The following is a 25,077-nucleotide window of genomic DNA, read 5'->3' as shown; positions in this document are numbered from 1 at the left end:
AACTACGAGGCAACGCTGCATTTGTATGCAGCGTTGTTGTTAGGAATAAGCTTCTCTTGAGAGAGTTCTAATGGGAAGCACCCACAGCTAATGGTATAGGGATTCATTTGGATTCTTTCGAAATGCTACATATAAATTTAATGTACCACCCCACAACACACCACCAGTGAACCCACTTAAAAGACCAAAAAGAAGGTTAAAATCAAATGCATATTTCAAATCAGGTACAACCTTGAGAAAAACAATCAATGTGAATTTGATGACAAAAGCGATAAGAATAAATGTCAGCGTCAACGGCGTACCAGGCAGAATAATGAAATCCGTTCCCTCTTTGCGTTTTAAACGCGGCGTAGCACGCCAGAGCAACCAGCCAACGCCAAAGCCGATCATCAGTCCCCCCAACATTGCGATTGCTCCCCAGCTTGGGAACGCCAACTCTTTAATCACATCGCTTGCGCCCAAAAAAAGAAAGACTAACGGCAAGAGAAAAAGGCGGTAAACCTTTATTTCCCTATCTTTCAATGCGATTATTCCCCTCGCAATGAGAAAAATAAGCAAAATCCAAGCCCATAAAGGGGTTCCGGTCAGAATATTAAACAATGACATATTATGCTCCATGGTGTTTCACGCGATAAAAATATTGCATGATGTGAGGAAGATATTTCGAAATAAGCATACCAGCACAAATGAAACCCATAGTGACCAACCAAAGCTGGAAGGTCCATGCAAAAAAAGCCACGAGAAGACCATTGGCAAAAAAGACGATGACCCAAATCCATGTAATATATTTATTGATGAGATAAAAGAGGATATGTTTGCGTTGTTCTTCAGAAATACCAGCAGGCGCATAAAAAATGGTAAAGGGTTTCTTTACCAGCAAGCTCATCAATGAAACCAGAGCAAGTGACAGATAGCAAAAAACTGTGGGGTAGTTCAGTAAAAGTGTAGACCATCCAGTGAAATCATTAACAAACAGAACAATAACTGTCAGAATGTTCGTAATCATCACCGGTTCTCCCTGTCGGATAATTTTAATATTCACAGCAATAATGGACAATAAAAGCACCGTTAAGATAAGAGAGCGTTCGACCAGAGTTAAAACATTTCCATTGATAATCCAAGAGTGAATACTCCACGGAATAAAAGAGATTATTATGTTAAACATGGTGCATCCCCCTTGCAATAATGCGTTATCGCCGCCTCAAGATTCCCAGCTTCAATCTCATGGAGGATAAAAGAAAGGAAGACACTAGAAAGTCACATGATAGCATATTTGCAGGCTCCCATATGCGCGGGGCCAGTGGTACACCCTCTCCCCAATTAGTGCAGAAATGACGTCGCTCTTGGTACTGGACGCGTTACGTCGGTGCTAGCCTTCTCTATTTTTTTGCAGAACAGAAAGCGCGTATCAGGCTTTCTAGCCATACTTAGAGTACGCAAAGTTATTCATCACTCTACAACACCTTAAGCGCGCAATTTTATGTTTTGTATTAAAGGATTTTTGCTTTCAAAATATACGAACAACATCACACAAAGTAGAATAAACAAGCTGCCTCCAACATTAAACCAAACCTTGTTTGTAACCAGCACTGTTGCACCGAAACAGTTAACAATAGCGTGGACAAAAAAAGGCGCACACGCATAAAATTTAGAGCGCGTAACAACACTACGATACGCCAAGCATGTATTGAAAATATGCATGAGTATGACGCTCATTAAAGCACACAAAAAAATACTCGCTTGCGTCCAGGAATAAAAAATTACATATTCACTGGCTAATAAGCTAGATCGAATAATCCAGCCATTATAAACAAGGAAAGGCCCTAGCGCCTTATAAACTAATTCGCATAAACCCCAGCCTATGCCAATATTCAGCGGCAAACGCCACAACAAACTAGGCGAGCACCGATAAAACTTAGTAACTAACCAACGACGCATGGCTTCTTCTGCTACAACAAAAAAAACCGTAAATGTTAAAAATAAAAAAACAAGCGCCAGCCCCTGCTCTGCACGACTCTTGGTTTCAACAATACTCATCATATAAAGCGTTTTTACTACAGATTGCTCCAAAAAAGCAACAAGCCCGCCAGCAATGCAGGTAGCAACAAACCATCCCACAGCACCAGCGACAACCAATTTGAACTTCAGAAAATGATGAAACACACATAGAAGAAAAACAACGCCAAGCACTTGCAGTAAACGTAAGGCATCAAGTTTATGTTCTGTTTCCGAGTAACGCCATACTAACAGAACAATCATCCCAAAAACTATGCCGCTCAACAGCACATTTATCCAACTAAATGTAGAGCGAAAAAATTTATAAATGACAGCGCCATAAATCAAGCCTGCGAGAAGCGAAGCAATAAATAAAACCAACATTATTATGCCCCCTCATTTACTACAGCGTAACTGCTATTTTTCTTCATGGATAATCTGTCTTGCACAAAATCATAAATTTGCCGCATAAGAGCAAACATAAGAATAGTAGCGATTGTATAATGCCCAATTGCAAGAAGTTCTGGCTCAGCGGCCCGCCATGAAAAGCGCGCCCAAGCCGCCAAGCATTGTAAAAGCAGGATAAGAACAAAAAAACGCCATTTCTTGTCAAGGCAAACCACAAGCATTAAAAAAGTTGATAAAAGACTCAGACCTATAATAAACGCATAATATATTACCGTCTCAAGTAAAGAAAGTAAGGCGTCCCTATCAAGACTAAAGGCCCCTTTTAGGATTTTCACAGCTTCTGGTAGAGATGTAAGCAGTGCAAGCCCTATAGCAGCTCCCCAAATCCCCATTCCCACGCCCAGTGCTGCCTCTACACCATTGCCATTATCTTCTGCCACCCAATGAGAGAGCAAAAAAAACTGCATAATCGCCATGCCTATAGGGAATAGACTAACAGCAAAAACAATATTAGGCGTACTATAAGCAGAAAAATCTAAAATCAAACTGCCTATCATACGCATAAACTCGTATAGAAAAAAAACCAAAAGCACATAACAACCAGCGCTTGACCCAATAATCGCCTTCGTACCTTTAAACGCTTTAACCAAAGAGAGTAACCAGCGGTACCCCAATATAAGCGAAAGCGCCAAAACATAATAAGGAAAATAACTCGCAGCGCCATAAACATAAAGAAAAACAAGACACAAAACAACGAGCAAGAAAACCAAATGTTCAACCAATGTTTTTTTCTTCATCAACGGAAAAATAATCAGCACCAGACAAAAAACGGCGCCGATAACAGATAATGTCAATTTGTCAAGCATTATTGTAAGCCTCAGAAATAGAATTTATTAATATTGCATAGCCTGAAGAAATGCCAAACATAGACAAAAGACCAACCGCAAAATGAATTACAAAAGGCAGATAGAAATAGGCCTTGCGCTTATCTTGGAAACCAAGATACATAAAGCGCGTATTTACAACATGCATCAATACAATCATGCCCGCGGCAATAAGATCGCTGATCGCTTGTGAACAAGATTCAAATGCGACATAGCCCACCATTTGTGGTGCCCTATCAACACGGTAATTCAAGTAAAGAAAAAGAGCTGGGAGGGTCTTATAGCACAAATCTAGAACACCCCACAGCCCAGCCCGAAATAAAGGACCTCACGCGCAGCTAATTCTGGCTTATATACGCGAAGCAACCACAAACGCAAAAGCTCCGCAGTTAAAACTGATATCAAAAGGATAAAAAAGGGATAGCTTGCAGCAACCAAACTCATGTAATGCACCACCTGCTGCTGGCTATTATTAGCAACAAACAAAGCAGGCAATGGCAACAAAGAACTCAAATATATAAAATCTGCCCCAATACACAAGGTAGCAACTGCACCACAGAACCCAAGAACTAAATATTTATATAAGTAGTGCTCGTGCAGAATTAAAAGCATGCCAAGATAACATACCAAAAGCAAAGATAAGTCTGGAAGCCCACTTTCACTATGTGGATAAGCGAAGATGATAGCGCAGGAAAGGCCAGCTAGCCCCCCAAAAATGACGCGCTCGCCCAACAAGCCATTGTTTTTAAGGACACGAGGGCTGGAACTTATCCCAAAACTAAGCAACATTCCAAAAATTAAGTCAGACATATAATTTCCTTAAAGCGCCTTGCCCTCCCAAGCATACCAAGATATTATTGCAGGAGAGAAACTCCCTGCTAAGAGGCTGATAGCGTACCCCTTAGCAAGGCCTTTACCTTGTTAAAAAGCCAGGTCAAACAACAATTTCACCACTTAGAGCGAACACAATCCCAACCAACTTTAGCAATACCCGCGGCTGCTCCACGGACCCCGCCTACTATTGCGCCAGAAACTGCCCCTATTGGAGTGGCAGTTCTAGGCTTTATGATAACCAAAGAACTATAGCCTCCTGTCTTCTCACCCAGTTTTCTTTTTAAACGGGTTAATCACGCTAAGCTTCACATTCTTTGATTTAATGTAACGCGCGTACACATAAACAACAAACATCAAACAAATCCAACTTCTAACCATTCCATAGTCATCATCTGTATGAACAAACGCTACATAATAAGAAACAAAGAGGCTAAAAAACAGCTCTGCAAGAACATCAAGGACCAACCAATAATATTTCTTTGTAGTAACAAAGAGAACCATCAAAAATGTCAAAAAAACTTGGCACGTTAGAATAGCGAAACCAAACACTGCATAATCAAACATTTTTTTCACTGCCTCCCTGTTTGCAAAACCTATCTGTTGATAGATTTCTCGAAGGTCTGATAAAAGCAGTGATGACACAAAAAAGACACCTATGGCAAACCCACAGCCAATGCAAATGCTTAAATCTAGCACTGACATAGATTTTTCCTTCAAAGCTTTAGCAATTAGGACATAGCGAGCCACCCCTATCATCAACGGAATAATGAAAAGCAGATAAATATAGCCCGAAAGCTGCAGATCAAAAAAATCTAACAGAAGGTCATCACTCATAACAATAAAACCAGCTGCGATGAAAAAAATGGGGCAACTTGCGATAATGGCCAAACTAAAGCATTTTATATTGTTTACTATATTGGGTATAAATTCAATGCAAAAAGAAAGAAAGAACATAATTATAGCAACATGAGAAGATGTTATCGACACACCGACTATATACTCAAAATACTCAAAGGCATAAATGAGAGGAGGAGCAACCAATGCCGCCACTATGAATGCAACCATATTCTCCCTGCCTAACATGCTTTTTCCATTAATAGCAATAGTTTTGAGGAATAGATACATGACAAACAATAGACAAAAATAAGCGAGCACTAAACCAAACGCGCCCATAGCTCCTCCTGTGCAATATTCCAAACATAAAGGTGGCACCTTTTACAGTACCACCGTTCTAGGCTTTTGATAACCCAAAGAACTATAGCCTCCTGTCTTCTCACCCAGTTTTCTTTTTAAACGGGTTAATCACGCTAAGCTTCACACTCTTTGATTTAATGTAACGCGCGCACATATAAACAACATACATCAAACAAATCCACATTATAACCATTCCATAGTTATCATCTGTATGAACAAACGCTACATAATAAGAAACAAAGAGGCTAAAAAACAGCTCTGCAAGAACATCAAGGACCAACCAATAATATTTCTTTGTAGTAACAAAGAGAACCATCAAAAATGTCAAAAAAACTTGGCCCGTTAGAATAGCGAAACCAAACACTGCATAATCAAACATTTTTTTCACTGCCTCCCTGTTTGCAAAACCTATCTGTTGATAGATTTCTCGAAGGTCTGATAAAAGCAGTGATGACACAAAAAAGACACCTATGGCAAACCCACAGCCAATACAAATGCTTAAATCTAGCACTGACATAGATTTTTCCTTCAAAGCTTTAGCAATTAGGACATAGCGAGCCACCCCTATCATCAACGGAATAATGAAAAGCAGATAAATATAGCCCGAAAGCTGCAGATCAAAAAAATCTAACAGAAGGTCATCACTCATAACAATAAAACCAGCTGCGATGAAAAAAATGGGGCAACTTGCGATAATGGCCAAACTAAAGCACTTTATGTTGTTTACTATATTGGGTATAAATTCAATGCAAAAAGAAAGAAAGAACATAATTATAGGAACAGGAGGAGATATTATGGGCACACAGACTAAGAAATACATGAGGGGAGGAACAACCAATGCCGCCACTATGAATGCAACCATGCTCCCCTTGTATAACATGCTTTTTCCATTAATAGCAATAGTTTTGAAGAATAGATACACGCCAAACCACAGACAAAAATAAACGAGCACTAAACAAAACGCGTCCATAGCTCCTCCTGTGCAATATTCCAAACATAAAGGTGGCACCTTTTACAGCACCACCGTTCTAAGCTTTAAGATAACCCAAAGAACTACATCAAAAGTGCATCAACATCCCACCACCTGAAGTAGCAATAGATTGACCCAAAGACTGTATGCCACACTGGGCAGCAGCCACACCATAACCAGCATAACCGCCTATGGTGTCTCCGAAATAACTGCCTAGACCTCCCCCAAAGCTTGCTGCGCTCATGGCATAACCAGAATTATGCGTAAACCATCCTCCTAGGGCAAAACCACCCAGAAAGCCAACCTTACCACCATACTGGCTACTTTAGTGTATAAATAAATCCTCCCAAGGTTACTTATACCCCGCGCCCGAACGGTTTACCTATAATCAGCCACCGAAACATCTCTGGAGATATGAATGCACTTTCATGCAAGTTCATATTTATAATATAGAGTTACAAAGTCAAGGATAATATGTCAAAAATATGGTATATTTTAGTAAATTGATGCTTACTTATTTTATGTATTTAAACTTAATAGTTTATATTATGAACAATAATAATGAAAGGCAAATAAGATTTTCTTGGTTTACAAAATATACTAAAAGTATATAAATATAATGATAGAGATATTTATTGTTACAATTGCAATCAGAATCATAGATTTAGTTAACCCATTTATATTTCAAGCGATTATTGATCGTATCATTCCGTTTTTGGCAAAATTTGAGAAAAATCATCCGCGCAAGGTCTCTGCTCCGTGACGGCTCACACGCAAAAAAGCCCGCCAAGCGCGGCTTTTAACCGCCTTACAAAACGCCAACAATAAGAATTAGAAAAGTTGTAACAAGATAAATGGTACGGTTGGTGGGATTTGAACCTACGACCTCTGGTGCCACAAACCAGCGCTCTAACCAACTGAGCTACAACCGCATTAAAAAAATCTATCATAATTGTTCACGATTTCGTAAACATTTATTCTTCGCTTATGTGACATAAGGAAGATCAAAAGAGTTTGCAAGCCCCTTTAAAAAAATCCCGCAACTTTTATCAAGAAAAAATCATTTTCTTACAAAGGAAGTGCACGTTTTGCCCAATCTTCAACACTCTGATCGCGATAAGCTTTTATGCTATCAACCCCATCTTGCTGCATAAACTGCAAAATTTCTTTGAGAATATTTACAACAAGACTTGGTCCCTCATAAACCATCCCAGTATACAATTGTACCAAATCTGCACCAGCTTTCACTTTTTCCAAAGCTGTTTGTGCATCTTTTATGCCACCAACGCCAATAATTGCAATGTCCTTCCCTAATTTTTGACGCATTTTTGCCAGTACAATAGTAGAAAGCTCAAAGAGTGGACAACCAGAAAGTCCTCCCTCCTCAGTACTTAAGAGGCTATTTTTAAGTCCTTGGCGTGAAAGAGTGGTATTGGAAACAATAAGACCATCAAAATCAGAACACTGTATTTCTTCAGCAATATCATCCAACTCCTTTTCCGATAAATCAGGAGCAATTTTTAAAAAAATAGGAACAGAAAATCCATGCTTTTCCTTTTGTATACCACGGGCTTGTGAAATCGCATCTATCAAAAGATGTAAACTATCACGCGCTTGTAAATCACGTAAACCTGGTGTATTTGGCGAGGAAATATTCACTGTAAAATAGTCTGCAACATCATAAAAGTGAGCAATACCAGCAGTATAATCGTCAATTTTGTTGATCGTATCCTTATTGGCTCCAATATTGATCCCTACAATACCAAGTTGTTTATATGTTTGAAGTCTTTTGTAAACAATTTGATGTCCATCATTATTAAAACCCATTCTATTAATAATCGCCTCATCTTCTTTTAAACGAAAAAGCCGCGGTTTAGGGTTTCCCGGTTGGGGCTTTGGTGTAACTGTACCAATCTCAGTAAAAGCAAATCCTAAACGTAAAACAGCCTCTATAACCTCTGCATTCTTATCAAAACCAGCAGCAAGACCGATAAAATTTTCAAACTCAAGACCTGCAACAGTCACACATAAACGCTTATCAACGATCTTCTGACAACTGTTCAACCCACTTTTAAGACCTATAATCGCTAAACGGTGCGCATGTTCTGGGTCCAGCATAAATAAAGCAGAACGACCAATACAACGAAAGAAACTCATCAATCCTTCTCCAAAAACAAAACTGATCTACTGCTCCTCACATAAATCTTTTAACATAAAAGATAATTAATAAAGATGGCATATCATCTCAATTAAGAACGTACCACTACTACAAGAAAGTTTATAATATAACTGAAAGTTGATAACAGCATCGTCATTCACGTCTATATTTACACATTTTGAAGAGAAAATGAGCCTTTTGCTTTGAGAAAAAGCTTTCTTAGCTTTTGGAAATTGTTCAGAGATTAAAAAATGAAATCATCTGCAAACACGAGAAGAAAATTTTTGTAAAATAGCTTTTGCCAATGTGTGGTCATAAAAGTTTTATAACGATTTTATAAATTACGCACATTTTTCTACTTTTAGTCAAAAAATCCTAAAACACTTCATTAAAAAAAGCTTTTGTTGTTCTAAACTCAACCAGATACTTAGTTAAATCAAACAAAACCTTTTGTGAATTTTTAATATCTATAATATTCTTGGCAAAAAATTTTAATCTTTGTAGTATAATGTTTACTACGAAAATAAAAACCGCTCTTTCCTTTTTCATCAAAAGCGATAATTAAAATTATCGTATATCTTTTCATAAAGGGGAAAACGCAATGCTTAAAGAATTCAAAGAATTTGCCCTAAAAGGTAATATGATTGACCTTGCTATCGGTGTGATTATAGGAGGCGCTTTTGGTGGCTTGGTCAACTCAGTCGTCAATGATATCTTTATGCCAATCATTGGGCTTATTACAGGTGGGATCGACTTTTCTAATATGTTTATTCAGCTTGCCGGTGAAAAACAAGCAACACTGAGTGCTGCTAAAGCAGCTGGGGCAACCATTAGCTATGGTAACTTTATCACTTTACTTATCAACTTTCTTATTATTGCTTGGGTGCTTTTTCTCTTTGTTAAAGCTATGAATAAACTCCGTCGAAAACAAGAAGAAGAGGAAAGTTCTAAAGAGATGTCTTTAGAAGAACAACTTTTGTCAGAAATCAGAGATCTGTTGGCTAAGAAAAAATGAATTTATCCGTGGTCTGCTGCGTCCTCACATCTTTACGCTTGTGGAGAAAAAAGCCGGCACCATTGTTATATTTACCTGCCTCCAATGTTGCGACAGCTCTTGCATCAAGACGGTCCATAAGAGGCATTTTAGTCCTTTCTTATATAACTTTTATCCACATGCTAATCCCGCTTGTGACGTGCAAGCGAATGATTTTGATTGATTCAACATAGAGAAATTTGAAATGAGAGAATCATACGCTCTTCGGATTGTTAATTCAATATGAATAATAGTGATAAATTATTTATATAAATCAATGATTTGAATGCTTCATGGAACATATGGAAAAAACAATTCCACAGTTGTTCCATGATTGGGTTTTGAAAATAACAAAAGTTGTCCCCCACTTTCTTCTACCATGGCTTTACACATCGGCAGTCCTAAACCAGTTCCAATAAAAGTGCTGTCACCAGATCGCCCATCTTTGCGCTTTATCTGTCCATAAGGTTGTAGTGCTTGTATAATCTCTTCATCACTCATCCCTATACCGTTATCACTCACAGAAATCTTTACACGCTCTTTTTTTTCATAAGAAACATGAACAATAATTTGTCCACCCGATGGCGTAAAACGAATAGCATTGGAAAGAAGGTTCCATATAATTTGTCGAAATGTCTGTTGTGATACACCAATAAATGGTACATGCGTTGGAGCAACAATACGCATAATAATGCCATTATGATTAGCCTGTGTTTCAAGAAATGCCATACTCGCACGCAAACAAGCTATCACATCAAATCCTTCAGATATAAGAGGTGTCTTAATCTGATCATTTGAACTAGAATAATTTGCTTTCGAGCATTCTAGTAATTGATTAATTAATGATAATATATGTTTTCCAGATGAGATAATATCGCGTAAATATCCACGATACCGCTCATTGTCTATCACCCCAAAACGACCATCTCTCATAATTTCGGCAAAACCAATAAGAGCATTCAAAGGTGTCCGCATTTCATGAACAACACCAACTGTTTTATTCTCTTCTGCTCGTTTATCTCTTGGTAAAACTGATCTTGTTATATCACGTAATATAACAGCATAATCGTCTTGTCGTGCCAAAGGTATAATCGTCATAGAAACCCTTATATTTTTGTGACTTTTGGTTACTAAAATAGCTGTCTCATCATGATTAAAAACCTGCTTTTTCTCCTTCATACGAATCAACTTAAAATATTTTTCTACCAAAGATCGGCTTTGTAGGGTGAATAATGAGGAAAATGGCTGTGCTAATAATTCATTTATTTCATAGCCCGTTAGGGCTAAAGTCGCACGACTAACTGATTGAATAAAACCCTCTCCATCCAACCAAAAGACACCATTCGTCGTTGTATCCAACAATGATAAAACAACCGCCGGCTCTTTTATTAGAGCTTGTTTTGGAGTATTTTCTGGTAATGTCTGCGCATTTGGCAACTGAACCACTGTTTCTTTAACGAAATGCGTCCTATTTACAGATGCATGCAATTCTCCACGCAGTCGTTCTGCAATCTCATGAAAAGCTGAACGCTCACTCTCTGAAAGATTCGATGTTTTTATATACGGATCTTTATCTTCTTTCTCTTGTTCTTTTTCTGGTGTTTTCAAAACCCCAAAGCCTCGAAATCCCTTAAGCTGTTGTTGAACATCAAAAATTGGTACAGCAGACAATTCAACATCAAGCCGTTCTCGACAATCATCAACAGTCCATGGCACAATCTGTTGGCTCCAAGGGAGAGCAGCCGCAATAAAGTCACTGAGGACTTGATATCTTTCATCATTAAACTGATGAGCAAGTTCATGAAAACTCAATCCTAAAATAGAGGAAGAAAGGGGACCAACAATTTCAGCTAACTCTTTTGAAACATCACAAAACCGTCCATTCTTATCCATTTTCCAAGTAAACCGTTGTGGCAAAAGTTTTGGCGTAAAATGAAAAGGCTCTTGGTCAGTGTTTAACGCATCCGGTTCTAGTTGCGCATATAAAACTAAAAAATGCGCTGGTTTCATTCTCAAGCGTAGAATACCAACTTGTGTACGAATATCTGCTATGGAGACAATGGTTTTGACTGGCATCTCATCATCAACTGTCTGCAAGAGAATCTTGACCGTTTCATCAATAAATGAAAAACGAGAAGAAGCCTCCAACACTGTTCCATATTCATCAATTATTGCAACGGACGTTGTTGCGTCATCCAATCCAACAATAAGAGAAGCCTTTTCTGCCAGCAAAGATTCTAGCAAAAACACCTTGCCTAAATCCATACTATCAATAGAAGCTATAGAAAATTCAGCTGTGCGCTTTAAACCGTCCAATGTGATAACACTTGTACATGGCGCACTCTTCAATATCTTATGATATTTCGCTTGGTCAAAAAAAGAGCTTTCTTTCATCATGTCAGCGACAGAAGAGAAACCAAAAAAATACGCCGCCGTACCGTTTGACCAAAGAACATTTTTGCAATCAGAAGAAAGAACGAACACCATCTTTCCTCGCATAAAGGCTTGTTTAATTTCTTTACATTCCAGATAATCTAAAAATGCTAAAGACATCTCCAACCCTTCTTTGTATCATTCTACACTCCGCAACAGCAGTCTTAATACAAAATATTGCTTCTATTTTATTATTCCCCATTCTATTTTTTTAATATTTCACAATAAAAAACAAGTGTGCGGTAACACTTGTTCTTATAAAGTCAACCAAACATCAACTCTTAAAATAACAATCGTTCAGTATTTTTAAAGTCATGCATTTTAAAACTGTCTTGCTTAATTATTGTACTCACTGATTAAAATTTCACGTTTCCCAACATGATTAGCAGCTCCAACAATGCCTTTCTCTTCCATACGTTCAACGAGGGAAGCTGCTTTATTATAACCAATTGCAAGCCGACGCTGAATATAAGAGGTAGAACATTTTTTATCACGCATAACAATCTTTACAGCCTGCATATAAAGTTCTTCACCATCATCACCAAGATTTTCTTCTGTAGAAACTCCAGCAACTGAATCAGCAGACTCACTTTCTTTGTTTTCCTCTTCACTATCCGTTACGGTGGCTAAATAATCAGGCTTTCCTTGCATTTTAAGATGTGCAACAATAGATTCAACTTCTGCATCAGAAACAAAGGGGCCATGAACGCGTACAATGCGCCCACCGCCTACCATATGGAGCATATCTCCCTGCCCTAAAAGTGTTTCTGCACCTTGTTCCCCCAAAATTGTACGACTGTCTATTTTTGATGTGACCTGAAAAGAAATCCGGGTAGGAAAATTTGCTTTAATCGTACCAGTAATGACATCAACAGAAGGGCGCTGCGTGGCCATAATAAGATGAATTCCCGCCGCACGTGCCATTTGCGCTAAACGTTGAATAGCATTTTCAATTTCTTTACCTGCCACCATCATGAGGTCGGCCATCTCATCAACAATCACAACAATATAAGGAAGTTGCGTGAGATCCATTGCTTCTTCATGATAAAGCATTTCTCCACTTTCCTTATCAAAGCCTGACTGTACGGTACACATGATCGTTTCGCCTTTTTGTGCTGCAAGTGCAACGCGTGCATTAAAACCATCAATATTACGCACACCTAACTTAGCCATTTTGCGATAACGTTCTTCCATTTCACGAACTGCCCATTTTAAAGCTGTTACCGCTTTTTTGGGATCCGTCACAACGGGCGTTAAAAGATGTGGAATGCCATCATAAACAGAGAGTTCCAGCATTTTAGGATCAACCATGATCAAACGGCACTGCTGTGGTGTCATGCGATAGAGAATCGATAAAATCATTGTATTAATTGCAACAGATTTGCCAGACCCCGTTGTTCCTGCAACCAATAAATGAGGCATTTTCGCTAATTCCGCAATGACAGGCTCACCGTTAATGCCCTTCCCCAAAGCAAGAGCAAGCTTAAATTGGCTTTCACGAAAAGAATTTGATTGAATTAATTCCCGCAAATAAACGGTCTCACGAACCGCATTGGGTAACTCAATGCCAATAACATTGCGTCCAGGAATCACAGCAACGCGTGTAGAAATAGCAGACATCGAACGAGCAATATCATCGGAAAGATTGATAACACGCGATGATTTTACTCCAGCTGCCGGCTCAAATTCATACATTGTCACCACTGGTCCTGGATGAACATGGATAATTTCACCCTTAATGCCAAAATCTTCCAAAACACTTTCCAAAAGCCCAGCACCACGCTCTAATGTTTCTCGCGGGATCATCGTGCCTTCATGAAAAACAGGTTCTTGTAATAAATTGATTGGAGGAAATTCATAAGTATCAGCGTTAAAAGATTGAATATTTGACATAAAAGCAGAATGATAACTGCTTAACAATGTGTTCGCAGATCGAAAGACTTTACCTTTTGGTTTCTCTACAGAAAAATTTTCTGAATTTTTAGCGATACCTTCTGTTGTAGCATCAGTCATATTGTAGGTATTTTGAGGCTCTTTCGTTGCTTTTGCATCGCTTAATCTATCAGAAGAATCTTTAATTATAAACCCAGAATGACGCGTTTGTGTCTCTTGAACTGGTTCATTCTTTTCATGCCTTAAATGAGAAACTTGTTCAATTTCCCGAGTCGTTTCTGCTAGAGATTCTGATGTGATGGAATCGTAAAATTGTGGAAAGCGGTATTCAAGAACACGGTAAAGAGCAGTAATTGACTCATCAAAGGCAGAAGTCGTATCGGATATATTCTCATTTGTGCCATCCATTAATGTTATATCTTCTTCTGAGTTTTTCGCATCAAGCTGTTCCAGTATAAAAGATCCACACTCGAAAAATGCATCATCAGAAAGATGAAAAACAGATTTTGTTTTTTGCACTACATTATTTTCTACTGGTAATTTATGCTCCTCGCTTGCCTTCTCAAACGGTTTATGGACAGCTTGTTGTGATAATTGCTTCAAAACCGTTGCATGACAAATTGATGCTTTTTTTTCTATCGATTGAGAATTGATTACCTTTTTTGCTGAAGGAGAATTTGTTGTGTTTTTATGACAGTGTATAATATTTGTTAGATTTTCCTGCTCTCTCTTTGTAAAGACTTTAAACTGTTTTGCAAAAATTGGATCCGTTTCTATGCGACGACGCAAAATTTCAACTTCTGGTGTTCGCGTAAAACGCACATTTTGTCCAAGGGTAAATGCCTTTTTCCATACTTCCGGATAAGAAAATATCTCAGCAATCTCAGTAGATGCCTGCTCTTCTGCTGTATGTTTTGTAATCTCATCAAAAAAAGATGGCGTAGAAATAGATTTTTTTTTCGAATTGTGCATGGTACCCAACAAATTTATGGCAATGAGAATAATTGCTTCTTCAAAAAGAATGCACAAAGACTATCGTATGAAGGTTAATAACCTTTTGCTAACGGTCACTTTTCAATAAAAAATAATATTGTAATTTCTCTTAATAAAACTTTCTCTATAAATATTGGATAAATTATAAAATTTACAGTGTCATACAGTGATATATTCATTTTTTATAAAGAGAATTCTAAGATAAAAATGCCGAGAAATTGCTCAGACTTCTCTGATTTCATTTCATAAAAACGATTAGTACAAATCATATCATTCGTCAGTATAGGTGTGCGCTTTCAATTCTCTGACCTTGTTGTTATAATAAGCTGATTTCTTTATCTTCGAGAAGATTATCCTTGTTATTTTTGTTTAAAAAGGCTCAAATAGAGCAAAATTTAATAATACAAAAATAGGGAGCGAATCATGTTGAACAAGCGGAAATTTTATATCAATGGTCTATGGGATGACCCAAGCACTCCTAATGATTTTCACGTCATTGATCCATCAACAGAAGAGGCTTGTGCTGTTATTAGCCTTGGCAGCACAAAAGATGCAGATAAAGCAATTCATGCTGCTAAAGCAGCTTTTCAGAGTTGGAAAACAACTCTACCTCATGAACGCCTTAGCTTCGTTGAAAAAATTCTAGAAATCTATGAAAAACGCTCAAGCGATATGGCAAAGACCATTTCCATAGAAATGGGAGCACCTATCGATATGGCACTTAATGCGCAAACCGCAACAGGTAGTTCTCATATTCGCAACTTTATTAAAGCTTACAAAGAGTTTTCATTTCAAAAGGCTTTAATAGAAGGAAATGAGCAAGCAATTCTTCATTATGATCCTATCGGCGTCGTAGGGTTAATTACCCCATGGAATTGGCCTATGAATCAAGTGACTCTTAAAGTTATCCCTGCTCTCTTGGCTGGTTGTACTATGGTCTTAAAACCCTCTGAAATTGCGCCTCTTTCTGCTATGCTGTTTGCGGAAATTTTAGATGAAGCAGCTTTGCCTGCTGGCGTTTTTAATTTAATCAACGGCGATGGTGCTAATGTTGGTGCTTACCTTTCAGCCCATCCAGATCTAGAAATGATCAGCTTTACTGGATCAACCAGAGCAGGAAAAGATATCTCTAAAAATGCGAGCAACAGTTTAAAACGGGTCTGTCTGGAACTTGGGGGGAAAGGAGCAAACATCATCTTTGCTGATGCCGATGCGAATGCTATTCAACGTGGTGCAAAACACTGCTTTTATAATAGTGGACAAAGCTGTAATGCACCAACACGGATGCTTGTGGAACAAAGCATCTATGACGAAGCTATAAAAACAGCCAAAGATATTGCTGAAACGACAAAAGTTGGGGCAAACCATCAAGCAGGAAATCATATTGGCCCAGTCGTATCAAAACAACAATACGACAAAATTCAAGATCTTATCCAATCTGGAATTGATGAAGGTGCAACTCTTGTCGCAGGTGGAATTGGTTTACCAATGGGAATGGAGCGCGGTTATTATGTACGCCCAACAGTCTTTGCTCATGTAAAACCTCATATGCGTATTTTTCGAGAAGAAATCTTTGGTCCAGTTCTCTCAATTATTCCCTTTCAGACAGAAGATGAAGCCATAGCCCTAGCCAATGATACCGAATACGGTCTTACAAATTATATACAATCGCAAGATCGTAACAAATGTCGTCGTATCGCTGCACAAATACGTTCTGGTATGGTAGAAGTTAACGGACATGGATTACCCAGTGGAAGTTACTTTGGAGGCGTGAAATTTTCAGGACGTGCTCGTGAAGGTGGTCACTGGGGAATCAAAGAATTTCTTGATACCAAAGCAATTTCATACTGGTAAAAGGATCTTAAAAAAACTTAATAGGAAGCGTATGGTAACACAGCAAATAACGGATGAAGGTGCTCTTGGGCAAAGACTTGATCAGTGGCTTGCTAAACAATATCACAAGGCTCTGTCACGTTCACGTCTGCAAACCCTCATCCGCGAAGGTTATCTTAAAGTTGATGGACAACTTATAAAGGAGCCGAAAACAAAATTAAAACCTAACCAAATCATCGAATTGACAATGCCTGTTCTGCGTGATGCAGAACCTAGCGGTGAAGCCATTGTATTGGACATTCTCTTTGAAGATGATCATATCATTGTTATCAATAAACCAGCTGGTCTTGTTGTTCATCCTGGCAATGGTAATTGGACAGGAACATTAGTTAATGCTCTTATCTACCATTGTGGAAAGAGTTTATCTGGTATCGGTGGTGTTAAGCGCCCTGGTATTGTTCATCGTCTCGATAAAAATACCAGTGGAGTTATGGTTGTCGCCAAAAATGACCTTGCTCATAAAAGCCTTAGTGCCCAATTTTCTGACCACGGACGTACCAGCGCATTAGACCGACGTTACCACGCCTTGATTTGGGGGACACCTCACCGTAATGTTTGGACAATCGATGCATCTCTTGGCCGTTCTCCCCATAACCGAACAAAACAGGCTGTCGTCCATAATCAGCATCCGCACGCTCGCCATGCTATTACACATTTTTCTCTCTTAGAAAAATATGGAACCTATGCAGACTCAACATCTGTTGCTAGTCTTCTGGAATGTCGTCTGGAAACTGGACGTACTCACCAAATCCGTGTTCATATGGCACATATCGGACATCCACTTATAGGCGACACTGTTTATGGCAGTGCTTTTAAAACAAAAACGAATACGCTTCGTCCCATCATTAAGAATGCAATCGATCAATTTAACAGGCAAGCGCTCCATGCAGCCAGCCTAACTTTTCAACATCCGGCGACAGATAAAATTATGTCTTTTTCTTCACCACTCCCCCAAGATATGGCTGAACTTATCGAGCATTTAAAAAAATAAATTGAAACTTTTCATCTTTTCAGGATTTCACAATAAAATATCTCTTTTTGAACAAAATTGAAAATTATGCTAGGATGAAGTTGGAAAGATATTTATAATGTCTGGAAATAGAATTTGCCTTGTAAGGGAATTCGCATAAAAGGAGGGTGCTATATGGCCCATATGAATTTACTATCAGTAACGACAGGTGACAGTGGATTAAATCGTTACCTAGAGGAAGTTCGTCGTTTTCCAATGCTTGAACCAAAAGAAGAATATATGTTGGCTCAGCGTTATCGTGAACATAATGACTTAAAAGCTGCCCATAAATTGGTAACGAGCCATTTGCGTCTTGTGGCTAAGATTGCGATGGGATATCGAGGTTACGGGTTGCCTATTGGAGAGGTTATTTCAGAAGGCAATATTGGGCTTATGCAAGCTGTTAAACGTTTCGAACCGGAACGCGGTTTTAGGCTCGCAACCTATGCCATATGGTGGATTAAAGCGTCAATACAAGAATATGTATTGCGGTCGTGGAGTTTGGTAAAAATAGGAACAACAGCCAATCAAAAACGATTGTTTTTCAATCTTCGTAAGTTAAAAAGTAGGCTTCAAGCCCTTGATAGTGGCGATCTTAACGCAGAACAAGTAAAAGAGATTGCAACCAAATTGAATGTTACAGAAGATGAAGTTGTTTCAATGAACCGCCGACTTAGTGGTGACTCTTCACTCAATGCGCCTTTGCGCACAAAAGCAGGTGAGAACGGTGAATGGCAAGATTGGTTGGTGGATGACACCAACAATCAGGAACAAACTTTAATTGAACAAAGTGAATTGGAAAATCGTCGTTCCATGCTTGCAAATGCTATGGATACCCTAAGTGAGCGTGAAAAGCGGATATTCAAAGCACGTCGTTTAAACGATAAGCCACTAACACTAGAAGAGCTCTCAAATGAATTTCATATCAGTCGAGAACGTGTAAGACAAATTGAAATGCGTGCCTTTGAAAAAGTACAGAATTCTATCCAAGAATCTGCTTTACCTTAAAGTTAAAGGTAGAATCTTTAAAATTAAGTATAAAGCCAATTGTTTGCGCATTCTTAGAATAGAATAAAAGTAGCGCTCTGTTGGCTTTATATTTTTCGATTGATCTATAATGTTTTTTTAATGGGGAAGGTCTTTTTGCTGTCTTTTATCCTATCTCTATTTGTGTTTTATTTTTTTTGACCAAGAACTGTTAGCTTATCTGATTGCGAAAGCCATTGCCCAATCACTTCATTAAAAATAGCTTCCCCTGTTGGTCCTTTTGCGAAAGTTAATTCGTTTATACGTCCGTTTTTATCCGTTAATATCAAACGTACCCAATCCAATTCCCGCATCAATTGTAAATTTCGGTCAAGAAATGGACGATTGCCGCTTAATGCAACAAGAAAAAAATCATCACCAATCTTTGTTGAAACAGTTCTTGCTAAAGCTTGACCAATAGAATGTTCACTTGCTTTAAAAGTTAATGCTTGAACATTGCTTATAGCTTGACCTGAAAATTTATCAGAAGGAATAAAAATAAGATCTATAGTATATGCAGCAGGAAAAGAGACATCAGTATTACGACGTAAAATGAGCCGTAATGATAACCCTTCATCGGGAATTGTTATATCACCTTGTATCGCCGATTCTTCCGGAGTACTCTTCCCATGAGATTCCTTTATAAGTGTCCAACGGACACTCCCCGTTGCTACTTTTTCTATATCATAATTTGTGCGCGCTTGATAAAAAATAGCTTCACCAAACTGTTCAACTGACTGCAAATTGCTGGTAACAACTTTTGAGATTCCTTCTTCATTTACAGTATCTGCTGTTTGATCTAAACCAACATCAATTTCGCTCCCATCCTCTAACAAACGTTTCGTTAACTTTTTCGTGATCGAAAGTGCCTTTGGTAATGCATGAGAAACTTGAAGATTTTCCCTCGGCAATTGATGATTATTTGATATAAATATACGCTTACCAACAAAAAAAATACCAACAGTTAAAATAATAAGACTAGCAACAACAGCAACACTTATCATAATACGTTTTTTCATCGACGAGTGATTAGCACGACGTACAGCTTGAGAAAAAATATATGAAACAATATGTGGATTATCTCTTTGCGAAGAAGGAGCTAAAGGAGAAATTTTTAATATCTCCCCATCAACATGCTGAGAAGCCAAATAATCCTTCATATTGATAGGTTCTGCATCTGGTATCCCTGATGCACAAGGCTCATTAAATACCTTGTTGTTCTTTGAACTTGTAACAGAACTTTGTCTTTCTTCTGTTTCTCTCTCTGAAAATGCATTCCCTTGTGGCGATCTAGAGTTTTGTATGTTCTTATCATCCCCAGCTGTATCTTTAGGGATCCAACCAATAACTGAAGAAAGTCGCTTCTTTTCAACTGCTAAATATTCTTCTTCAACGATTGCAATAGCATTTTGCAAAATCTGTCGTTGTTCATCTGCCATTGCTTGTGGTATTGTCGTTACTACAAATTGATGTTCTAATGTCTCGATAGCTCGTTTATAAATCTGCTTACGTACTTGTGGTATAACATTATTTTGCGCATTGATTGCTTTTTTTAAGATTCCAACGAAATCTACCATATCCTCTATAATCTTTCTCAAACTGAGAAAAAACCCAGTTGTAAAGCCCGAAACGTCTCTCTTTTAGCCTTCTAAATTGATAGTCATTTATATTGTATATTGATACAACTATCGTAATAATTTAAAATGAATATGAAAAATAAACAATGCTCTTTTGCATCTTTCTCTCACTCATTCACAAACCACCTCTTCGTAGAAAAATACGAGAGATAAACCAAGAACCTATATAGAAATTTCAAAATGATCATTAATTTGCAAAAGGATCAGTAATAAGAATAGTATCTTCGCGCTCAGGGCTAGTAGATAATAAAGCTACCCGCGTACCAATCAATTCTTCAATATAGCGTATATACTGGATAGCCTGCACCGGTAAATCTTCCCAGCTTAAAGCATGCGCTGTTGCTTCCTTCCAGCCTTCTAATGTCTCATAAATGGGCTTCACACGGACTTGTGCGCCCATGGAAGAAGGTAAATAATCGATTCTTTTATCATCGAGCTCATAACCAACACAGATTTTAATTTCATCCAAACCATCTAAAACATCAAGTTTTGTTAGTGCTATACCCTGGACACCACAAATTGTTACCATCTGACGTACTAAGACAGCATCAAACCAACCACACCGACGTTTTCGACCAGTTACAACACCAAACTCTTTGCCACGCATGCCAAGAAATTCACCAATATCATTGATTTGCTCTGTTGGAAATGGGCCTTCTCCAACACGTGTTGTATAAGCTTTTGCAATACCTAAGACATAATGTATTGCTCTTGGCCCCATACCTGAACCAGTACATGCTTGTCCAGCAACTGTATTAGATGATGTTACATAAGGATAAGTCCCAAAATCATTATCCAATAAAGCACCTTGTGCACCTTCAAAAAGAACATGCTTTCCCATCCGATCACTGTCATCTAAAAGACGCCACGTACAATCCATAAAGGGTAGAATTTCATCGGCTACTTGCATCAACTCATCATAAAGCGCTTGAGAATCAATCTCCACAACCCCCATTCCACGACGCAAAGCATTATGATGTCGCAAAAGTCGTTCGATTTTAGCCATAAGTGTATCAGCTTCTGCCAAATCCATCACGCGGATAGCACGACGTCCCACTTTATCTTCATAAGCCGGTCCAATACCACGTCTTGTTGTACCAATTTTTAAACCCGACAAACCACTTTCACGAATTGCATCAAGATCACGATGTAAAGAAAGAATCAATGGAGCATTTTCCGCAATACGTAAAATGTCCGGTGTAATTTTTACACCCTGCTCACGTAGTTTTTTTAATTCTGCTACAAAATGATGGGGATCAACGACCACCCCATTACCAATAATGGATAACTTTCCACGAACTAAACCAGATGGTAAAAGCGATAATTTATAACTAACCCCATCAACAACCAATGTGTGTCCTGCATTATGACCACCTTGATATCTCACTACGATATCTGCCCGCTCAGACAACCAATCTACAATTTTACCTTTACCTTCATCGCCCCATTGTGTACCAACAACTACTACATTGGCCATAACTTTCTCCGTCGTGTTTTGTCAAATAAAACCAGCATTCAAAAACAAACGCTTCTTTATAACGAAAGCTTCGAACAAGTGCGACTCTTCATTTTGACTTTTTCCCAATCTTCAGGTGATTAAATTTTCAAATTTACGATAATAAAAGCAAAAAATACTCCGCTATAGAATATCGCTTCATTCTCAATCCGGCATTTGAAAATTTGTTTCTTTGACAAAAGGATATGGAAGATTGGACAACCTTCCATATTCTTCTTTTAAAAAATGTGTTACAAAAATCCTCAAAAGTTCATTAAAGTCGGGCTTTTTCAACCTGAAATGCCCATTCAAGCCACTGTGTTAAAATTTCAAGATCAGAAGACTCAATTGTTATGCCTGTCCACACTCGCAGTCCTGGAGGAGCCTCTCTATACGAACCAATATCATAAGCAGCTCCTTCCTCATCAAGACGATTCACTATCGCTTTGATAAAAGATACCCGTTTTTCAGTATCCAAAGAAGTAATCACTGGGTCGACAATATCTAAACAAACAGAGATATTAGAGCGTACTTTAGGATCTTTAGCCAAATATTCTAACCACGGTGTTTTGCAAACAAAAGCATCAAATACAGCAAAATTTTTCTCAACACGTGCTCTTAGCGCCGGTGCACCACCCAGAGACTTTGCCCATTTTAATCCATCAAGAAAATCTTCAACACAAAGCATAGAAGGCGTATTGACTATCTTCCCTCTAAAAATATCTTCATTCAACTTTCCATTTTTTGTCATATAGAAAAGTTGAGGCATCGACCAAGTTGGAACATGATTCTCAAGACGTTCAACAGCACGAGGACTTAAAATCACCATACCATGTGCTGCCTCACCACCCAAAACTTTTTGCCATGAAAAAGTAACAACATCTAATTTTGAAAAGTCAAGATATTGCCCAAAAGCTGCAGATGTAGCATCACAAATTGTTAATCCAGACCGCTTTTCTGGAATAAAATCCGCATTAGGAATACGCACACCAGAAGTTGTCCCATTCCATGTAAAAACAACATCACGATCAAAATCAAGTTGTGTTAAATCTGGTAACTCACCGTAAGGTGCCTCAAAACAACGCACATCAGAAAGCTTTAATTGCTCAACAACATCTGTGTTCCACCCAAAACCAAAGCTTTCCCATGCCGCCATATCTACGCCACGCTCACCTAATAAAGACCATAGCGACGCCTCAACAGCACCAGTATCTGAACCAGGAATAATCCCTATACGATGATCCGAAGGAACTTCAAGAACCTCACGGGTTAAATTAATAACTTCAGCAAGTTTTAATTCTGCTTCTTTCGATCGATGTGAACGCCCAACTAATGCATTTTTAAGAACTTCAAAAGTCCATCCAGGTCGTTTACTACAAGGACCTGAAGAAAAATTAGGATTATTTGGACGACAATTTGGTTTTTTAAACATGATCAGTATTTCTCCCCTTTTAGATGGCTTGTCTCTCTTTAAAGAAAAACGAATTATTATAAAGACTGAAGCCAATAGTCCCTTTAAACAAAATCAAAAATGCTTTCTCTTTATTTTGCAAGCTTAAAATACCCAGAAACCTTGTAAAAAATATCCCCCTTAAATCATGCTTCTCATATGATTCTTTTAAAAGATCCCCTCGCGTTATCACCACGATAAGATAGCATTTTCAAGGTACAGTAACGTATCATAATATAGCTAGCAAGTTTATTTTATAACAAAGGGTCATTATAATTACCTGGAATATGGAGATAAACTCATAAAAAATTCATTATTTTTCTTTTGGTGACTGGACAGATAAAATTTTAATGTTATAACCGCACACGTTTCACGTGTTTTGTGAAACGTGCCCAGATAGCTCAGTTGGTAGAGCAGCGGACTGAAAATCCGCGTGTCCGTGGTTCGAATCCGCGTCTGGGCACCATTTTTTGCTTTTAACGCATTGAAATATATAGATTTTTTTCTTTAAATAACGATTTTTAGACCACCTTTTAGTCCACCTATTACAGTTTATACAATTTTATCTAATTTGTTGTTATTTGTTCCTTATTTTTCTCTGGAGTAAAGGCTAAGATCTCTTTCTTTCTCCACCTCACTGCTCTCCCTAGCTTGTATGGCTTTGGAAATACACCTTGAAGCACCCAATTGCGAATCGTTGTTGTGGATACACTAAAAAGCTGCGCACATTCACGGGTTGTTACATATCTATCACCATCATCAAATATCATCTCATTACCTTTCTATTTTTTATGTTATGTAAATGGGTGGGGGTGCTGGGAGGAGAAAGCACCCCCATAGGTTTAAGCAGCTTTTGCCAAAATCTTTTGCATCTCTTGTTCTATTTCTTCTAAAAAGATCTCGACCGCTTTATTGATCGCTTCAATGTGTTCCTCATCACGATTGATACGTTTGATTTTCATTCTCAAACTAGTAGATTTCCCTACAAAGTTTGGGTTATAGCTCATGAAATGACACCATTTACGTCCCGTGCAACCCATTTGGAATTGCATTTGTGCGATATATTCAGGCTTGATAGTGTCATCTATAAAAAAGCGTAGATGGTTTGGTGATTGTAGGCATTTAATCTCAATTAAACCGTCCTCACCAATAAGCCCATCAGGACTAGCACCAGCCATTTGGATTGTCGGATGTTGGATGAATCCACACCTTGTGACCTCTGTATCATAAATGAATGCATATTCTCTCAAGACATCTTCTTCATGTTCAATGCCCCATTGCATAGCTGGCGTTATATAAGATTGGCTTATTTCCTCTGTTCATCGCTCCGTCATAAGCTTTATTTTGTACTCCTCATATTTGCTTGTAGGTAAACCTTTTGCTGTCTTACTAAGTACGTTATAAACGTTTGAAGCGGTGACTTTCCCTAACCGTGCTTGAAACCATTCTGCTGTTCTTTGTTCCATTTCACACCGCCGTTTGTTGCTCTTGTTGTGCTTTATTTATTTGCAAGCGTTGCTTTTTTTTCAAAGCAAACAAAACAGCTTGGGCTTGTTTATAAGACATCTGTGTGAGATTTTTTATGCCTATAAAAGAAAGAATATCGCTTTCCTTTGCTTGTGTCTGTTCTATTAATTCTCTGATTTCATTCATTTGTTCCGGTGTGACACCTGCTATGAGCGTGTTGCCATCAGTATCATCTTCATCACTGGTCACATTAAGAAGCATGCCTAAAAGATATCTGCGTGCATAAGTAATCGTGGAACCAACAG

Annotated in this window: 22 protein-coding genes, 2 tRNA genes and 2 pseudogenes; 5 read left to right on the top strand and 21 right to left on the bottom strand. The window is 38.3% G+C overall.

The genetic code is table 11. The annotated features are described in order from the left end of the window. Positions 1-87: 87 nt before the first annotated feature. The 12 genes from PVV68_RS07120 to PVV68_RS07065 all read right to left on the bottom strand — a co-directional run bounded on the left by PVV68_RS07120 (position 88) and on the right by PVV68_RS07065 (position 8,442). On the bottom strand, positions 88-606 hold the full coding sequence (locus tag PVV68_RS07120) for a hypothetical protein (protein ID WP_273782814.1): 519 nt from the start codon (positions 604-606) through the stop codon (positions 88-90). 1 nt (position 607) lies between these two features. After that, the gene (locus PVV68_RS07115; protein WP_273782812.1) at positions 608-1,165 is read right to left on the bottom strand and encodes a hypothetical protein; all 558 of its coding nucleotides are present in this window, start codon (positions 1,163-1,165) and stop codon (positions 608-610) included. Between the two features lie 299 nt (positions 1,166-1,464). Then, positions 1,465-2,379 carry a hypothetical protein gene (locus PVV68_RS07110; protein ID WP_273721418.1) on the bottom strand — a complete coding sequence of 305 codons (915 nt, stop codon included), beginning with the start codon at positions 2,377-2,379 and terminating at the stop codon, positions 1,465-1,467. Between the two features lie 2 nt (positions 2,380-2,381). Further along, positions 2,382-3,269 (bottom strand): hypothetical protein, encoded by an 888-nt coding sequence (locus PVV68_RS07105; protein WP_273721420.1) that lies wholly within the window; start codon positions 3,267-3,269, stop codon positions 2,382-2,384. Next, positions 3,262-3,576: a hypothetical protein gene (locus tag PVV68_RS07100; RefSeq protein ID WP_273782810.1), complete on the bottom strand. Its 315-nt coding sequence runs from the start codon at positions 3,574-3,576 to the stop codon at positions 3,262-3,264. The genes PVV68_RS07105 and PVV68_RS07100 overlap by 8 nt, the downstream gene beginning before the upstream one ends. 2 nt (positions 3,577-3,578) lie before the next feature. Continuing rightward, positions 3,579-4,097 carry a hypothetical protein gene (locus PVV68_RS07095; protein WP_273721423.1) on the bottom strand — a complete coding sequence of 173 codons (519 nt, stop codon included), beginning with the start codon at positions 4,095-4,097 and terminating at the stop codon, positions 3,579-3,581. A gap of 137 nt (positions 4,098-4,234) precedes the next feature. Continuing rightward, positions 4,235-4,363: a hypothetical protein gene (locus PVV68_RS07090; RefSeq protein ID WP_273782808.1), complete on the bottom strand. Its 129-nt coding sequence runs from the start codon at positions 4,361-4,363 to the stop codon at positions 4,235-4,237. A gap of 22 nt (positions 4,364-4,385) precedes the next feature. Next, positions 4,386-5,294 carry a hypothetical protein gene (locus PVV68_RS07085; RefSeq protein WP_273721426.1) on the bottom strand — a complete coding sequence of 303 codons (909 nt, stop codon included), beginning with the start codon at positions 5,292-5,294 and terminating at the stop codon, positions 4,386-4,388. Between the two features lie 100 nt (positions 5,295-5,394). Next, a complete protein-coding gene (locus PVV68_RS07080; RefSeq protein ID WP_273721428.1) occupies positions 5,395-6,177 on the bottom strand; it encodes a hypothetical protein in 783 nt (260 codons plus the stop codon). Positions 6,178-6,373: 196 nt separating this feature from the next. Continuing rightward, complete coding sequence (locus PVV68_RS07075) at positions 6,374-6,529, bottom strand: hypothetical protein (RefSeq protein ID WP_273721429.1); 156 nt, start codon at positions 6,527-6,529, stop codon at positions 6,374-6,376. Between the two features lie 611 nt (positions 6,530-7,140). Then, positions 7,141-7,217, bottom strand: a tRNA-His gene (locus tag PVV68_RS07070). A 136-nt stretch (positions 7,218-7,353) separates the two neighbouring features. Continuing rightward, positions 7,354-8,442, bottom strand: a complete 1,089-nt coding sequence (locus PVV68_RS07065; RefSeq protein WP_273721433.1) for a quinone-dependent dihydroorotate dehydrogenase — start codon at positions 8,440-8,442, stop codon at positions 7,354-7,356. A gap of 602 nt (positions 8,443-9,044) precedes the next feature. Here PVV68_RS07065 and mscL point away from each other — a divergent pair. After that, positions 9,045-9,458 (top strand): large conductance mechanosensitive channel protein MscL, encoded by a 414-nt coding sequence (gene mscL / locus PVV68_RS07060; protein ID WP_273721434.1) that lies wholly within the window; start codon positions 9,045-9,047, stop codon positions 9,456-9,458. 28 nt (positions 9,459-9,486) lie between these two features. Here mscL and PVV68_RS07055 read toward each other — a convergent pair. From PVV68_RS07055 to PVV68_RS07045, 3 genes and pseudogenes are all read right to left on the bottom strand, one after another. Next, a pseudogene (locus PVV68_RS07055) lies at positions 9,487-9,585 on the bottom strand (DUF4102 domain-containing protein); the annotation flags it as partial. Positions 9,586-9,767: 182 nt separating this feature from the next. Continuing rightward, positions 9,768-12,029, bottom strand: coding sequence for a PAS domain-containing sensor histidine kinase (locus PVV68_RS07050; RefSeq protein ID WP_273721435.1), 2,262 nt, complete (start codon positions 12,027-12,029; stop codon positions 9,768-9,770). Positions 12,030-12,245: 216 nt separating this feature from the next. Further along, entirely contained in the window at positions 12,246-14,774 is a 2,529-nt protein-coding gene (locus PVV68_RS07045) for a DNA translocase FtsK (RefSeq protein ID WP_273721437.1), read from the bottom strand. Positions 14,775-15,218: 444 nt separating this feature from the next. Between PVV68_RS07045 and PVV68_RS07040 the strand changes: the two genes are divergently transcribed. The 3 genes from PVV68_RS07040 to rpoH all read left to right on the top strand — a co-directional run bounded on the left by PVV68_RS07040 (position 15,219) and on the right by rpoH (position 18,705). Then, positions 15,219-16,649, top strand: a complete 1,431-nt coding sequence (locus tag PVV68_RS07040) for an aldehyde dehydrogenase family protein (protein WP_273721439.1) — start codon at positions 15,219-15,221, stop codon at positions 16,647-16,649. Positions 16,650-16,680: 31 nt separating this feature from the next. Further along, on the top strand, positions 16,681-17,679 hold the full coding sequence (locus tag PVV68_RS07035; RefSeq protein WP_273721440.1) for an RluA family pseudouridine synthase: 999 nt from the start codon (positions 16,681-16,683) through the stop codon (positions 17,677-17,679). A gap of 153 nt (positions 17,680-17,832) precedes the next feature. Then, positions 17,833-18,705 (top strand): RNA polymerase sigma factor RpoH, encoded by an 873-nt coding sequence (rpoH, locus tag PVV68_RS07030; RefSeq protein ID WP_273721442.1) that lies wholly within the window; start codon positions 17,833-17,835, stop codon positions 18,703-18,705. 167 nt (positions 18,706-18,872) lie between these two features. Here rpoH and PVV68_RS07025 read toward each other — a convergent pair whose 3' ends face one another. From PVV68_RS07025 to PVV68_RS07015, 3 genes are all read right to left on the bottom strand, one after another. Continuing rightward, entirely contained in the window at positions 18,873-20,300 is a 1,428-nt protein-coding gene (locus tag PVV68_RS07025; protein WP_273721444.1) for a hypothetical protein, read from the bottom strand. A 247-nt stretch (positions 20,301-20,547) separates the two neighbouring features. Further along, positions 20,548-21,837 carry an adenylosuccinate synthase gene (locus PVV68_RS07020; protein ID WP_273721446.1) on the bottom strand — a complete coding sequence of 430 codons (1,290 nt, stop codon included), beginning with the start codon at positions 21,835-21,837 and terminating at the stop codon, positions 20,548-20,550. A 292-nt stretch (positions 21,838-22,129) separates the two neighbouring features. After that, positions 22,130-23,287: a phosphoserine transaminase gene (locus PVV68_RS07015; protein WP_273721449.1), complete on the bottom strand. Its 1,158-nt coding sequence runs from the start codon at positions 23,285-23,287 to the stop codon at positions 22,130-22,132. A gap of 408 nt (positions 23,288-23,695) precedes the next feature. Here PVV68_RS07015 and PVV68_RS07010 point away from each other — a divergent pair. Next, positions 23,696-23,771: transfer RNA gene (locus PVV68_RS07010), tRNA-Phe, on the top strand. Positions 23,772-23,871: 100 nt separating this feature from the next. On the opposite strand, the gene PVV68_RS07005 is transcribed toward PVV68_RS07010, so the two are convergent. The 3 genes and pseudogenes from PVV68_RS07005 to PVV68_RS06995 form a co-directional block, all read right to left on the bottom strand. Next, a complete protein-coding gene (locus PVV68_RS07005; protein ID WP_273721450.1) occupies positions 23,872-24,075 on the bottom strand; it encodes an AlpA family transcriptional regulator in 204 nt (67 codons plus the stop codon). Between the two features lie 72 nt (positions 24,076-24,147). After that, a pseudogene (locus tag PVV68_RS07000) lies at positions 24,148-24,771 on the bottom strand (lambda exonuclease family protein). A gap of 1 nt (position 24,772) precedes the next feature. Beyond that, the coding region (locus PVV68_RS06995; protein ID WP_273782806.1) for an ERF family protein at positions 24,773-25,077 on the bottom strand (305 nt) is incomplete at its 5' end.

It is taken from the genome of Bartonella sp. ML69XJBT (genome assembly GCF_028618515.1).
Lineage (GTDB): Bacteria > Pseudomonadota > Alphaproteobacteria > Rhizobiales > Rhizobiaceae > Bartonella.
This window is presented reverse-complemented; position numbering and strand designations above follow the sequence as displayed.

Excerpts from the sequence above, each read along its gene's own strand:
- PVV68_RS07120 (WP_273782814.1), bottom strand. The coding sequence starts at position 606 with ATGTCATTGTTTAATATTCTGACCGGAACCCCTTTATGGGCTTGGATT.
- PVV68_RS07115 (WP_273782812.1), bottom strand. The coding sequence starts at position 1,165 with ATGTTTAACATAATAATCTCTTTTATTCCGTGGAGTATTCACTCTTGG.
- PVV68_RS07110 (WP_273721418.1), bottom strand. The coding sequence starts at position 2,379 with ATGTTGGTTTTATTTATTGCTTCGCTTCTCGCAGGCTTGATTTATGGC.
- PVV68_RS07105 (WP_273721420.1), bottom strand. The coding sequence starts at position 3,269 with ATGCTTGACAAATTGACATTATCTGTTATCGGCGCCGTTTTTTGTCTG.
- PVV68_RS07095 (WP_273721423.1), bottom strand. The coding sequence starts at position 4,097 with ATGTCTGACTTAATTTTTGGAATGTTGCTTAGTTTTGGGATAAGTTCC.
- PVV68_RS07085 (WP_273721426.1), bottom strand. The coding sequence starts at position 5,294 with ATGGGCGCGTTTGGTTTAGTGCTCGCTTATTTTTGTCTATTGTTTGTC.
- PVV68_RS07080 (WP_273721428.1), bottom strand. The coding sequence starts at position 6,177 with ATGGTTGCATTCATAGTGGCGGCATTGGTTGTTCCTCCCCTCATGTAT.
- PVV68_RS07075 (WP_273721429.1), bottom strand. The coding sequence starts at position 6,529 with ATGAGCGCAGCAAGCTTTGGGGGAGGTCTAGGCAGTTATTTCGGAGAC.
- PVV68_RS07065 (WP_273721433.1), bottom strand. The coding sequence starts at position 8,442 with ATGAGTTTCTTTCGTTGTATTGGTCGTTCTGCTTTATTTATGCTGGAC.
- mscL (WP_273721434.1), top strand. The coding sequence starts at position 9,045 with ATGCTTAAAGAATTCAAAGAATTTGCCCTAAAAGGTAATATGATTGAC.
- PVV68_RS07050 (WP_273721435.1), bottom strand. The coding sequence starts at position 12,029 with ATGTCTTTAGCATTTTTAGATTATCTGGAATGTAAAGAAATTAAACAA.
- PVV68_RS07045 (WP_273721437.1), bottom strand. The coding sequence starts at position 14,774 with ATGCACAATTCGAAAAAAAAATCTATTTCTACGCCATCTTTTTTTGAT.
- PVV68_RS07040 (WP_273721439.1), top strand. The coding sequence starts at position 15,219 with ATGTTGAACAAGCGGAAATTTTATATCAATGGTCTATGGGATGACCCA.
- PVV68_RS07035 (WP_273721440.1), top strand. The coding sequence starts at position 16,681 with ATGGTAACACAGCAAATAACGGATGAAGGTGCTCTTGGGCAAAGACTT.
- rpoH (WP_273721442.1), top strand. The coding sequence starts at position 17,833 with ATGGCCCATATGAATTTACTATCAGTAACGACAGGTGACAGTGGATTA.
- PVV68_RS07025 (WP_273721444.1), bottom strand. The coding sequence starts at position 20,300 with ATGGTAGATTTCGTTGGAATCTTAAAAAAAGCAATCAATGCGCAAAAT.
- PVV68_RS07020 (WP_273721446.1), bottom strand. The coding sequence starts at position 21,837 with ATGGCCAATGTAGTAGTTGTTGGTACACAATGGGGCGATGAAGGTAAA.
- PVV68_RS07015 (WP_273721449.1), bottom strand. The coding sequence starts at position 23,287 with ATGTTTAAAAAACCAAATTGTCGTCCAAATAATCCTAATTTTTCTTCA.
- PVV68_RS07005 (WP_273721450.1), bottom strand. The coding sequence starts at position 24,075 with ATGATATTTGATGATGGTGATAGATATGTAACAACCCGTGAATGTGCG.